The following is a 12,424-nucleotide window of genomic DNA, read 5'->3' as shown; positions in this document are numbered from 1 at the left end:
TTCGGCGTTCAAGACATGGCAAGACGAAGATTGACAGCACGTTGCGGTTGAGGAGCTGGCAAAACGCAGGCTGTGTGCAAGCGAAGGCGGGTTGGCCGCGCTTTTCCAGCGACCTTCCTCTTTCCAACCCGACAGCGACTGACTTACCTGTTTTCTGACGCAGCCGGAGACGGAGGCACTCAGTTCATACAGCCGTAAATTACCGGCGTCACCGTCCGTGCAACGCTACAGGGAATGCTCGACAGCATTGTAATGCCATTCCGCCGACGCGGCCATGGCTTCAATGAACGCGAGTTTGACGGTAGCGACTAAGCAACCGAACCGTGGCGCCAATGACCTTCTGGGCTTCCTCCCATTTCGGAAGATCTCGTTCCCCAACACGCGTGGCGATCGCGGCCAGTATCCAACCTACGCAGCTGATGTCTTCGGCAGCCTTCAGTTTCTCATGCTGCAGGATGCAAGCTTCAATGCCCGGTCGGGGCGGAGACCCGGGCGTAGTACGCTCAGCGATTAGCTGCAGACCGGCGTCGTAGGCGGCGCAAATTTTAATTCTATCGCCCCTTTCCGATTTCATCACCACATTCGCCCAAAGGGCCAACTCAGTTAAAAGATCGGTTACTTCATCTCTCATTAAAACTGCCGCTGTTTTCTTCATGAAACGAAATTCCACGATCCAGATAGCGCGTGGCCCGGACAATGAGCGAGGTATTTTCGGGGTTTGTTGTTATCGAGCGAACCACTCCTTCTAAGCTTGCCGAGAATGTTAGTCAAAACGCTCAGTTTGCTCGGCAGGATCGCCGTCTAGACACAGCGGGCAAACATACGCATGCGGTTTCGTTACCACCAAGACCACCGATGGCTTGTGGCAGCGATCACAGGCAAAATCCCGGTGTGCAGTAGGCCAAACGTCATTTTCTATCTTTAGAGCACGGAGCCCCATCGTTTGGCAGCCGTCATCTTGCTGCCAGCCGGCGGAGGGCGCTGGGCTGGCACAGTGGTCTCGGGTTTAATGCGGAGGTATGGGAAAGAGAGGCTCTCCCGGCTCACTGCGCCAGCAATGGTATCGGCACTCACAGGGGCGTCCCAGGTTGATTGGTGGCCCGTAGCGAGAAGACTCGATCGGGCGAGTTTGGCTGATTACTCGCATTCTGACCGCCGAATTCAAGAATAGTGTTGCCCTTGAGATAACTCTTCGCGCTTGAGTTGCACGTATGCAACAGTCACTACCGACCTGCGAGGAGCGGAAAATCCCGAAACCTTGTCGGCGCCGCGAGAGGCCCCTTATTTGAAATCGCGTCTTGGCTTGCGACCTGGATGCCTCGCGCGAATATGCCGGTCTGATGGTACAGGCGAAGGCGACTGGTAAAGCGATCGGCAAGGCCGAAGGTTACGTCGCCGCCACAGCCGCTGCTCGCGAGTTCTTGTTCGTGGGCACGATCGGCATCGGGCGGGCCAGACCAAGATCGGCATGGCCAATCTCGCCTACAATCTCACCCGGCCGTATGGCACCAGGGGCGAACTGCGCCCGCATGACGACGAAGGCGGCGCAAACCGCCACCGCGATGCCAAAATCGGCAATCTCAACAACCAACTCCGAAGCGATCGCCGTCATCAGTCCACGCAGAAATCAGCGCGGCCCTACCGGTCCGCGAAACGCCGATAGTACGAGGTGCCCAGGTGGCTGGAGGCCATTCCTATGAAGGCAAAGCCTGACCCTATTCGTGATATTCTGAAGCGCCTGCAGTGGTGCTGGGTCACGTTCGCTTCCCGCGCGATCTTGGCCGTCCATCAACCACGGCGCGTCCTTAGTTCCTCAATATTCACGACACTGTCGAAAATATACCCCGCGCCGCGCTCGGTGCGGATATACTGCGGGCGCGGCGCCTTATCCTGCCCCAACTTACGGCGAAGGCGGACGATAAGAACATCGATGCTGCGGTAGTAGACCTCCTGATCATAGACACGGGTCGCCATCAGAAGCTGCTCACGTGAAAGGACCCGACCTGGGTTCTTGAGAAAGGCCATCAGGAGGTTGAACTCGCCGGCGGTGAGCTTGACGTCAGGATCCGTTCCCCGGCGCAAGCTCCGACGCTTGGTGCTAACTCGCCAGTCATCGAAACGGTAGATGGTGTTTCGGTCACGCTCCGGCCGCTGGCGCATAGCGGCGCGCACGCGGGCGCGGAACTCCGTAAGCCCGAAGGGCATAGTAATGTAGTCGCGAGCGCCGGTTTCGAGGCCAATCACCTTGTCGGCCTCATCTACGAAGTCACCGCTGATGATGATGATCGGAAGATCCTTCTTGGCACCAAAATCTCGAACGAACTGCAAACCGTCCTCTCGGCCGCAGCTCAGGTCGACAATTGCTAGATCAATCGCTTCAGAAGCCATATTGCTGGCGGCCTGCTGGCGGTTTTCGACCGCTCTGATGTTAAACTCATGCTTAGACAAGAAGCCCATAAGCGGTTCTCTCGTCAACGCGTCCTGACCGACGATGAGAATGTTCTTCATGGTCACTTCCTATTGACTGCAGCTTGGGCTGCCGGGGACGGTAGTCAAATTAGTGACGCTCAGCAGGTGGGACAATCTTCATCAGGCGTATTGCGGAATAGCGCAGACAAATAGGTCCTATGCGGAGTTCCTGCTGCGCAACAGTGCCCCCAAAGCCTGCTAGTTTTTGATGGATTGTCCGTCCTCTGCGACCACTCGTTCGGCAGACCGGGTTTATCCCCGCTGAGATTCGTATCGCTCCGGTCCTCTGGCACCATCACTGGAGCGCTTTTGCACCCAACTTCCTCTCCCGGCGGCTCCAATTCAGTTCAGCTTTGTTTCAATTTAAATCGCTGAAAAGTTGACATTCGTATGGATTCGTCGAGATTTATTGATCAGACGCAGAACTCGCCTTGATGTTAATTCCACTGTCTACAGGAAACTCCTGATGCCCAACCTTTTATCTAATTCCAATCTCCTTTCTAGACCCATGCTATCCTTTCTTTTGAACTTGCATGTCTTATTGTGCAGATCGCTCAGGGGGCGGAGCTTTCATGAACGGCGGGATGTCCGAGAGCAGGAGAGTGGAGATGAGTAGACTGGTCGTAGTCTCAAACAGGGTTTCGCTGCCCGACGAGCATGGTTCCCCGCCGCCAGGCGGGATGGCGATTGCGCTGAGCGCTGCGCTCCGGCGAAGGCACGGCCTATGGATGGGCTGGTCGGGGAAGGTGAAAGCCGGGGAGGACCCGTCAGGGCCGATCTCACGCCGGGAGGCCGGCGGGATCAATTATGCGCTTACCGATCTCTCGCAGACAGATTTGGACGACTATTACTACGGCTTTGCCAACCGGGTTCTTTGGCCGGTTTTCCACTGCCGAGTCGACCTCGCCGAGTATTCCGAAGCACGAATGTCCGGATATCAGCGCGTCAACCGACTGTTTGCAAAGCTGTTGCAGCCGCTCATCAGCGACGACGACGTCATATGGGTGCACGACTATCACCTGATCCCGCTTGCGAAAGAACTGCGGAACCTCGGCTGCGGCAATAAGATCGGCTTCTTCCTGCACATTCCGTGGCCGGCGGCGGACATCCTCTTCACCGTGCCGCACTATGATGATTTGCTACGCGGGCTTTCGTGCTATGACCTCGTCGGCTTTCATACCGATGACGATCTTAGTAACTTCGCCGAATGCTTGCGCCGTCAGGGGTTACCGGACCCCATCACAAACGGTGTGTGCCAAGCCTATGGACGTGTGTTTCGCTGCGGCGTTTTTCCGATCGGCATCGACACGGCCGAGTTCGAACGACTGGCCGAGCAGGCGGCGCGCAGCGAGACTCTGCAGGAGCCCTCTCAGAGGATTCCCGGTTGTAAAGTCGCGATCGGCGTCGACCGCCTCGACTATTCGAAGGGCATCGAGAAGCGCATCGTCGCGTTTGACCGCTTCCTGCGGAGCAACGACCACCGCATCGGCAAGACGCAACTGCTGCAGATCACACCGAAATCCCGCACGGAAATACCGGCATATCTGGCGATGCAAAAGGACGTCGCCGAGCGGGTGGGGCGCGTTGATGGCGAACTCGGAACGATCGATTGGATGCCCGTTCACTACATCAACCGGTCCGTTGGACCCAGCGAGCTCGCCGGTCTATACCGCATGGCACGCGTCGGCCTGGTCACGCCGCTCCGCGACGGCATGAACCTTGTAGCTAAGGAATATGTCGCCGCACAGGACCCACAGAATCCAGGTGTTCTCGTGCTTTCGCGTTTTGCCGGCGCAGCCAGAGAGCTAGGCGGAGCGATCCTCGTCAATCCCTACGATCCGGAAGCGATGGCGAGGGCCATCGAAGAAGCCCTGGACATGCAGTTAGATGAGCGGATCGATCGTTGGCGTGCGATGATCGGCCGGCTCCGCGAATACAACGTCTATCGCTGGTGCGACGACTTTCTGTTAGGCCTGGATCAGCGCTGAGCTTTGCCGCGTTCCTGGGCCTAGCTTCGCCAGCATGAGGCTGACCGCGACCAAGTGAATCAGGCAGCATTTCGGCCTCGCTGAGCGATGCCGAATGTGCTGACGCTTAGCGCGAGCACACCGCTTACTAAGACAAGAGGAGAAGGCCGTGGATGAGCTCGCTTGCAGTCGCGAAACTTCAAAAAAGCGGGCGCAGCCGTTTGTCGCGGAACCTCGCGCCACACGGCAGCGGCAAATGCTGGCGTCGATTGACCTGAACTTGCTGTTTGCTCTCGAAGCGCTGTTGGAACACCGCAACGTCACGCATGCGGCTCGACAGGTGGGCTTGAGCCAGCCCTCGATGAGCCGAGCGTTGAGGAGGCTGCGTGGCATTTTCAACGACGATCTTTTGGTTCGCGGCTCCATGGGCCTGGTTCCGACCCCGCAGGCCCAACGCTTGAGCCGAATGCTGCCGCCGGTGCTGGATGCGATCCGCGGGATAGTGAACGGCAGTCTTGCCCAAGCCAATTGGCGATCGAAGGCGATAATGGCGATGCCCGATCATCAAGGACTGGTCCTGCTGCCGCGGCTCCTGCCCCGGCTGCGCCAGCACGCGCCTCATCTGGACGTCGTCATCGATCCGCTTCTCTCCGGCGCGATGCGGCGGCTTGAGCTAGGCGAGATCGATTTGGCTATAGGGCAGATTAGCGCCTCGCCGCCCGGATACTTGAGGCGCAGCCTCTACTCCGACCGGTTTGCCTGCCTGCTGCGCCACGACCATCCAGCCCTGGCGCGGGAATGGACAATCGAGAGCTTCGCGGCCTTGCGCCACGCAGCCATTGCCTTGGACTCCAAAGACGGCTTCGGCCGGGTGCATGACGAACTGGTCAAGTTAGATCTCCAGGGTCGCGATCCGGTGTTGGTTTCCAACATCTTGACGGCCGCGTTGGCGATCGCGGCGACCGATCTGCTGTTGATTGTACCACGCCGCGTCGCGACCAGGATCGCCGCCTTGCTGCCGCTAGCGATTATGGATCCGCCTGTGCAATTGACACCCTATGAAGTCGCGCTGATTTGGCACGAGCGTTCCCATCGCGACCCGGAGCATCGTTGGCTGCGCCACGAGATCGCCGTCGCCGCGGCGGCGGGAACAGAGCAAAATATCCCAACTGGGAAGGCAAGTGACTGATGAGTCGCCTAGGCAAGAAACGTGATCCGAATCCGGGGCTATCGTCAGGATATGACGGAAAAAGTTTATTGCCCTGCTCGCCCGTTGGGAGGGGAAGCTGGCTCTGCTGTGCCAGCGCATTGAAACCGTGCCGGTTTCGACAATTTGAAGCGAGGCAACAGGGCCAGACGAGAAGGTATCATACGCCCAGCCATCTATATACAGGCCAAAAACCGCCTCTCTTCGACCGCCATTCGGCCGCGCCAAGCCTTCCACAGGCCAGCTTCCCATGGTGTCTGTGAGGTGCCTGCATGCTGGCAGCATATCTTGGCTCGGACCCCGAAGCATGCAAGTCCTTGGCACTAATCGCGAGTTCTCTGAGGCAGATCGATATCCTTGATCACCGTTTATTGCGGGCAGGGCGCTCCGCGCAGATCGTCATCGTCGATTGTCGCGAACCGATTCACGACAAGCACGGGCGTGCGAAGCTCTCGCCCGAACCTGTCAAACTGGCTCTGGTTCTGGAAGAGAGCCTGGATCGACAAGCGGTCTTCTCCAACGGGTATTCCGATTACCTGTTGTGGCCGCTCACCGAGCAGGAAGTTCTGCGCAGACTTACCGCCTGCATCGTTCAGTTCGCGCAGCGTTCTACCCCGCCTTTCTTCTCAGCCGATCCGATCGTTCAGAATTCATGCAGTCTGCTGGCGCAGCGGGTCGATCAGCAGATCACCCGCGTCGAATTGGCGCGAATGGTAGGGACCAACAGGACAACGCTCACCACCCGTTTCGAGACATCGTTTGGCTGCGGGCCAATGACTTGGCTACGGCGCTACCGGATGACGGAGGCTGCTGACCGGTTGCGTAACGGGCATGAAAGCATCGCCAAGGTCGCCGAATCCTTCAGCTACGAGAACAGCAACAACTTTTCCACAGCCTTCAAGGCGTTTCATGGCCTCTCGCCACTGCGCTATCGCAAAATGATACGGCGCAGAGAAAAGCCTGTCTAACGCAAAGGTGGGGGCCGGAGCGAATTGGTATAAGGCGACGCGGGCACGCAAAGATCATCTCATCTCCGAGGCGTTTCCGCGCTTTGGGCACCTTAAGCTCTCGACCAACGCTCATGTCTCACAGCAGGAGGATAAAGCATGTCGAACGCATTTTCAGTGAATGTTCAAGAGCATGAACAGCGCTATTCCAAAGAACACTATGAGGCGGCGTCCGCATTTTTCTACGCCAAGCCCCTTGTTTTGGCCCAGTTAGATGCTGCGCCCCCCAGTGACGACACGATCGCCAACGCTCAAGGGACAGTGCAGTTTCACCTCATCGGCCAAAAAACCGAAGATCCGACGTACAGCGGCACCCTCAATGAGAATCAGGACAATCTACTGGCAATAGGAGGAATTATTAGCGACTACATGCATACCCATTATGCGAACATCGATGCACAGAAGCTTGATATCAACACATGGACCGATGTTGTTGGCAACATTCCAGATCTCTCTATGGGCAGGCAAAAACTGAAGAGTTTTTCAAAAAAGGTGGCCGGGACGTCGGTCTCAGCTACTTTCCTCTCGCTGATTGCCAAGGCGATCATTACCGACGGGGCATCGTTGCTGCTGGATTTCCAGTCCTTCCTTACAGAAATGGGGAATCTCACCTTCAGTGCAAACGGCAAGGCGCAGCGATACAAGGCGCTGACATGCACCTACCAGAGCTACCTTCTCGATAATGGGGCAGGCGGATATTACGACTACGGAGCAATCGTTCTGCGGCAGATCGAGTTCAAAGAGCACTTCCTCGAGCTGAAATCCTCTTGTTCGTCGACCCACTACGTCCGCGTCGACATGGACTATGCCGAGGTCACCAATCTCGTTCAGACCCGTCGGATCCGCAAAGGCGGCCCCGATCACGAAAACTTCCAGGAGCTTGTGAATAAGAACTCCACCGACCAGTTCAAGAAGGCCAAGAACTTTTTCAACGGTGGCTCGACGCCGCAACAAGACATCAAGCCGCAGGTCTGATCGTCAGGCCTTTGATCGCGAAAGCAGCGCACCCAACCAATAGCGTGGATTTGGACGAACGTCGCCCGCATCATGGATGCGATAGAGCGGTCCGGTAAGCCCTTGCGAACTACCGATGCTCTGTCGCGCCCCCGGTGCCGGCGAACTCCGGTCCCGCTTCCATAGGGAAGCAGACATGAACCCATTCGCAAAAACAGCTGCGGGCCTTTTCCTGGTGATCGGCCCGCAGAGCAGCCGACCGCTCGAGGCGGAGAGGATTTGCTCTGCCATGGTCCAGAAACTATTCGAAGACCAAACCCGGACTCTGGATTCTCGAGCATGGCAGAATGCCGCGCAAATGGTACCGAACCAGGTGGAAACCGCCACGACTTCAAGAACGCTAAACCGCACGATGGACGTGGCGGAATTGCCCAGTGCCTTTGCGTCAATTTGCGCGAATGCCGCCGACGGCAATGAAGCTGGCGTCGGTCTGGCAAAGGCAATCCGTAGCTATCTGAGCAAACACGGCGAACCGACGGCGTTCAATTGCCTCGTCCTAGATCAATCCGACTCCGCGGAAGTCCGTCTATCTTTAACCTGCCTTGCCGTGGTCGAAGTTGGAAGCGCTGACAGTCTCGCCATCACCTCGATATTGCTCTCCGCATCGCTGAACCTGTCAAACGAGCAAACGCAATCCACTATCGCGCAGGTTTTCGGCCGTTTCAGCTCGCCGAGCGACTCACGGTACTACCTGCGCTTGTTCTCCAGCCGGCGGTCCCATAGTCAGAGACGTAGCGACATTCTGCAATAGACCCAAGGGCAAACAGAGGAATAGCTGATTGCGTCTGCGCCGCGTTGGTGGCTGCGGGAAATGACATCAAAAGGCTGCGCGAAGAAATAGCGTGGGAGGGCGAGGTGACCGTATAAACTGCGCATTTTCCATACAATTTCGGCCTTCGGGGAGACGGACTATGCACGATATTATCGACGTCCCGCAGAACGTCGGCGATTTTGCTGTGTGCTTGGCAGAATCTGGCGTCAATACAGTAATCCGGTACTACAACCATCGGAATAGTACACCATTTCCCTCAAAATGTCTGACAGGGGAGGAACTCGCCGCCCTTCATGGTGCTGGAATATCGGTAGCTGTGGCCTTCGAGCAGCGGGGTGGCGCGGGCGGCAATATCAGAGACTTGCATGGTGCGGCTGGAGAGCGAGACTCCGGTCGTGCGCTTGATCTGGCCGCCGCGTTGGGACAGCCCGAAGGCTCCGGAATCTATTTTGCAGTCGATTGGGACTACCACACACCACAGCATCTTGCACGAATAGCACCCTACTTCAGGAGTGTGCGGAATGCGTTGGCTGGCCGTTATCTCGTTGGCGTTTACGGATCGGGCACGGTCGGACACCACATGAAGCGCCAGGGGCTGGTAGACCATATATGGCTCTCTGGCTCGTTGGGATGGTCCGGAACGAGACAAGCGCTCAAGCAGGGGGATTGGTCGCTTTTCCAAAAGTTTATGGAAAAGCGTTCCGAGATCGGGGGCTTCGGATACGATGGAAATGTCGTCAATCCGGCCCTTGAAAACTTTGGTCAATTTGGGCCGGCAGGTACTCTCCCCTCTCGCGACGCGAAGGAACGTCTGCGTTGTTCAAAGTTGCTGCGCGAGGAGCGCTAAATCTTCGCTCCCGGCCGGGCAAGAGCTTTCGCATGGTCGATTCCTCCCGAACGGTACAAGGCACGCCCACGCCTTGTCACGCTGCACCGGAAGCTTCTCCCGCTGCGTCTTCGTGATCGATATCCCGGCATCGTTCATCCCTTCACAAACCGCTTGCCTTACGGCGCCATAATGGAAAGAGGATTATGAAAGGCTCCGCACCTGTATTCTCGTGGACACCCTCGGCCTTCCATAAACGACCGTTTGCGAAAGGAACCAGAGTGCTGATCGGCTACGCCCGCGTGAGCAGAGGCGACGACCAGTCGAACACGGCGCAGGCCAGGGCGCTCGCCGATGCCGGGTGCAAGCGTATCCTCAAGGAGGAGGCCTCCGGCGGTCGCTGGGAGCGGCCGGAATTGCACAGGATGCTTGATCATTTGAGGGAGAGCGACACTGTCGTCGTCTGGAAGCTCGACCGTCTGTCTCGCTCACTCAAGGACGTTCTCACGATCATGGAGCGGATCGAAGCCACCAGCGCCGGTTTCCGCTCGCTGACAGAAGCGATCGACACGACGACAAGCCGGCCAGTGCCGGAACCGAGCGGCGCCGATCGTGCTGGTGAAGCGCCGTGACAGCTGCGGCGTTGCGGCGGGCGTGGCGCCGCAGCACGAGCGGCTCGGTTTCATGCTGCCCTACACGCCGTTGCATCATCTCTTGCTGCGGGCGCTGGACGGTCCGGTGGTGATGACCTCCGGCAATCGCTCGGGCGAGCCGCAATGCACGGACAATGACGAGGCGCGGCAGGAGCTTGCCGGGATCGCCGACTTCTGGCTGATGCACGACTGCGAGATTGTCAACCGGCTCGACGACAGCGTGGTGCGATTCGACGGGCACGGCATTTCGGTGTTGCGGCGCGCGCGGCTTCGCGCCGGAGCCGCTGGCGCTGCCGGCGGGCTTCGATGGCCCGGTCAGGGCGCTGGCTGCGGGCGGCGATCTAAAGGCCGCGTTCTGCCTGGCGGGCGACGGCAACGCGCTGCTGTCGCAGCATCTCGGCGACCTCGACGAGCTGAAGAACCAGAACGCGTGGAGGCAGGCGTTGGGGCTGTATCGAAGCCTGTTCGACACGAAGCCGGACCTCATTGTGGCCGACCGGAATCCGGGCTACCGTTCGACCCAGCTGATGTTACTCTGCCGGCGATGGTGATGAGGGTTTCGGCCAGGTGCTAAACATCATTGGCCGCTTCCTGCGCAGTCGTCGAACGTACGCGGGGCCGAACGTCTTCCCCCCACGGGTCTTTCCAAATCGTCACGCTCAACCTGTCTCAAGGGAGATCGTTGTCATCTCCTGATGCCGAATGTCTCAATTTCCCAAGTTTGGCAAAATTGAATCGCAGACTTTTGCAGCGTGCGAAGGTCAAGCAGTTTTGCGACAGTAGCAAAGAGCCCGAAGCCATCATCCGGACTCGGTGCTCCAATATATCGCCGCTAACGCCGGATGACGATAATCCCGGCCAGTGCGATGAGAATGATACCGAGCATGGAAGCCGCATCCAGACGTTCCGAGAACAGCACGACGCCCCATAGCACTGCGAAGGCTAGATATGAAAAGTCCCAAGTCGAGATGATCGAGGATGGTCCCAACTGGTAGGCGATGGCCGTGCCGACGCTGCCGATCAGCATCGTCATGCTCAAAAGCCCGATCAGCGCGCATTGGGTCCAGCCCATTGGAATCCACGCGCCCATGAACAGGCTTTGTCCACCCTCGCTCCCTGCCATCACGGTCGCCAAGCTAGCGCTGCCCCCGAGAACGATCGCTATCAGGTTGAAGATCAGCGCCAAAACGAAGGGGTTTTCGCCACGGCTCTTGTTGCGCGTCAGCACCATCGCCAGAGCGTAGAGAATTGCAGAAACCAGCGGCATCACGGCATGGATGCCAAGGTCGCCGGCCTGCGGCTTCTGCATGAGCAGCACACCGATGAAGCCGAGGGCGACTCCGACCCAACCTTGCACCCCGACAGGTTCCCTGATCCAGAAGGCCGCAAAAAGGGTAATGAACAGCGGGATCGTGTAATAGACCGCCGCCGCCATCGAGAAATCGAGGCGCGGTAGCGAAGCGTAATAGATCAGCAGGCTCGACAGAAGCAGGCTGCTTCGCACGATGGCCCAGCCAGGATAGGCTGGGCGCAACGACACCTGCGGAAAGCGCCATTTCAGGATCGAGATCAACAAGGGCAGCGTGACGCAGGACCGCAGGAAAATGAACTGCGACAGCGGCATGTCCGAGATCGTGACCTTGATGATCGCATCCGCGATGGAAAGCGTCAGGTCCGTGAAAACCATCGCCGCAATGGCGATGCCCACCCTGTCCGCCTTGGGGGCCGTCTGACTGATCGACATTTTTCGCGTTCCCTGCTTCGCCAGCCGAGGCTACCGAGCCGAGAACGTTCCGACAATTCTGATTATACGGAAACATTGTCCGTGTTATTGTACAATGAGCAACGACACGAGAGAGGATGCGTCGCTTTGTACAGCGTGGACGACATGATCCTTCTGGCCGAAGTCGCCGAAACGGGCAGTTTTACTCGCGCCAGGGGGCGGATCGGGATGCCCAAATCCACTGTCAGCCAGCGCATCGCCCAGCTTGAAGCACGTCTGGGGCTGCGGCTTCTCAATCGCTCCACCCGGCACGTAAGCCTCACCGGCAGCGGCCAGGTCTATCTCGAATACTGCCGCCGCGTTCGCGCTGAGGTCTCGGCCGCGGACATGGCGTTGACCAATCTCAAGGAACAGCCTGTCGGGACGCTGAAGATCACCTGCCCAGAGGTAACTGCCACCTATTTCATGCCGACCTTCCTGCACGGATTTACCACGCAGTTTCCCCGCATCGCCGTCGAACTGATCGCCACAAACCGGCATCTCGACGTCATCCGCGAGCGGGTTGATTTCGCTTCTCGCGTTGGCACGACCACAGGTCAGGACCTGATCGTGCGGCGTGTCTCCTCGATTAAACGGGTGTCGATGCCGGCTCAATACTCCCCAGAAGTGCCGTTTGAATCTTCCCCAGTTTAGCGCTGTCGCCGGGGTCCCGGGGCGCGCGCGCGGCGGCCCCGGCGGCGGGGTCGGGTGAGTGTAGAGAGATGGGGGGGGGGGGGGATTTTGGGG

Annotated in this window: 13 protein-coding genes and 1 pseudogene; 10 read left to right on the top strand and 4 right to left on the bottom strand. The window is 58.3% G+C overall.

Annotated features, from left to right (window positions below; translation table 11 throughout):
• Nucleotides 1-280: 280 nt before the first annotated feature.
• From NKH63_RS30865 to NKH63_RS30855, 3 genes are all read right to left on the bottom strand, one after another.
• On the bottom strand, nucleotides 281-655 hold the full coding sequence (locus NKH63_RS30865) for a hypothetical protein (protein WP_352920399.1): 375 nt from the start codon (nucleotides 653-655) through the stop codon (nucleotides 281-283).
• A gap of 732 nt (nucleotides 656-1,387) precedes the next feature.
• Nucleotides 1,388-1,612 carry a hypothetical protein gene (locus tag NKH63_RS30860; protein ID WP_352920396.1) on the bottom strand — a complete coding sequence of 75 codons (225 nt, stop codon included), beginning with the start codon at nucleotides 1,610-1,612 and terminating at the stop codon, nucleotides 1,388-1,390.
• A gap of 176 nt (nucleotides 1,613-1,788) precedes the next feature.
• Nucleotides 1,789-2,508, bottom strand: coding sequence for a winged helix-turn-helix domain-containing protein (locus NKH63_RS30855; RefSeq protein WP_352920393.1), 720 nt, complete (start codon nucleotides 2,506-2,508; stop codon nucleotides 1,789-1,791).
• A gap of 569 nt (nucleotides 2,509-3,077) precedes the next feature.
• Here NKH63_RS30855 and NKH63_RS30850 point away from each other — a divergent pair.
• From NKH63_RS30850 to NKH63_RS30810, 9 genes and pseudogenes are all read left to right on the top strand, one after another.
• Nucleotides 3,078-4,457 carry an alpha,alpha-trehalose-phosphate synthase (UDP-forming) gene (locus tag NKH63_RS30850; RefSeq protein WP_352496682.1) on the top strand — a complete coding sequence of 460 codons (1,380 nt, stop codon included), beginning with the start codon at nucleotides 3,078-3,080 and terminating at the stop codon, nucleotides 4,455-4,457.
• A gap of 235 nt (nucleotides 4,458-4,692) precedes the next feature.
• On the top strand, nucleotides 4,693-5,625 hold the full coding sequence (locus tag NKH63_RS30845) for a LysR family transcriptional regulator (RefSeq protein WP_352920404.1): 933 nt from the start codon (nucleotides 4,693-4,695) through the stop codon (nucleotides 5,623-5,625).
• Between the two features lie 290 nt (nucleotides 5,626-5,915).
• Nucleotides 5,916-6,611, top strand: a complete 696-nt coding sequence (locus NKH63_RS30840; RefSeq protein WP_352451774.1) for a helix-turn-helix domain-containing protein — start codon at nucleotides 5,916-5,918, stop codon at nucleotides 6,609-6,611.
• 138 nt (nucleotides 6,612-6,749) lie between these two features.
• Nucleotides 6,750-7,625 carry an Evf family palmitoylated virulence factor gene (locus tag NKH63_RS30835; RefSeq protein ID WP_352920388.1) on the top strand — a complete coding sequence of 292 codons (876 nt, stop codon included), beginning with the start codon at nucleotides 6,750-6,752 and terminating at the stop codon, nucleotides 7,623-7,625.
• A gap of 175 nt (nucleotides 7,626-7,800) precedes the next feature.
• Nucleotides 7,801-8,415, top strand: coding sequence for a glutamate acetyltransferase (locus NKH63_RS30830; protein ID WP_352920385.1), 615 nt, complete (start codon nucleotides 7,801-7,803; stop codon nucleotides 8,413-8,415).
• A 160-nt stretch (nucleotides 8,416-8,575) separates the two neighbouring features.
• The gene (locus NKH63_RS30825) at nucleotides 8,576-9,283 is read left to right on the top strand and encodes a DUF1906 domain-containing protein (protein ID WP_352689036.1); all 708 of its coding nucleotides are present in this window, start codon (nucleotides 8,576-8,578) and stop codon (nucleotides 9,281-9,283) included.
• 260 nt (nucleotides 9,284-9,543) lie between these two features.
• Nucleotides 9,544-9,894: a recombinase family protein gene (locus tag NKH63_RS30820; protein ID WP_023722460.1), complete on the top strand. Its 351-nt coding sequence runs from the start codon at nucleotides 9,544-9,546 to the stop codon at nucleotides 9,892-9,894.
• Nucleotides 9,875-10,120, top strand: a pseudogene (locus NKH63_RS30815) (Sua5/YciO/YrdC/YwlC family protein); the annotation flags it as partial. The gene NKH63_RS30820 and the pseudogene NKH63_RS30815, both read left to right, overlap by 20 nt.
• The gene (locus NKH63_RS30810; protein ID WP_352451770.1) at nucleotides 10,113-10,466 is read left to right on the top strand and encodes a hypothetical protein; all 354 of its coding nucleotides are present in this window, start codon (nucleotides 10,113-10,115) and stop codon (nucleotides 10,464-10,466) included. The pseudogene NKH63_RS30815 and the gene NKH63_RS30810, both read left to right, overlap by 8 nt.
• A 281-nt stretch (nucleotides 10,467-10,747) precedes the next feature.
• Here the strand turns inward: NKH63_RS30810 and NKH63_RS30805 are convergent, their stop codons facing one another.
• Nucleotides 10,748-11,659, bottom strand: a complete 912-nt coding sequence (locus tag NKH63_RS30805; RefSeq protein WP_352920381.1) for a DMT family transporter — start codon at nucleotides 11,657-11,659, stop codon at nucleotides 10,748-10,750.
• A 135-nt stretch (nucleotides 11,660-11,794) separates the two neighbouring features.
• On the opposite strand from NKH63_RS30805, the gene NKH63_RS30800 reads away from it, so the two are divergent.
• A complete protein-coding gene (locus NKH63_RS30800) occupies nucleotides 11,795-12,331 on the top strand; it encodes a LysR family transcriptional regulator (RefSeq protein WP_352920402.1) in 537 nt (178 codons plus the stop codon).
• Nucleotides 12,332-12,424: the final 93 nt, after the last annotated feature.

Source organism: Mesorhizobium sp. M0960, assembly GCF_040319055.1.
In the GTDB taxonomy this organism is placed as follows: Bacteria; Pseudomonadota; Alphaproteobacteria; order Rhizobiales; family Rhizobiaceae; genus Mesorhizobium.
This window is presented reverse-complemented; position numbering and strand designations above follow the sequence as displayed.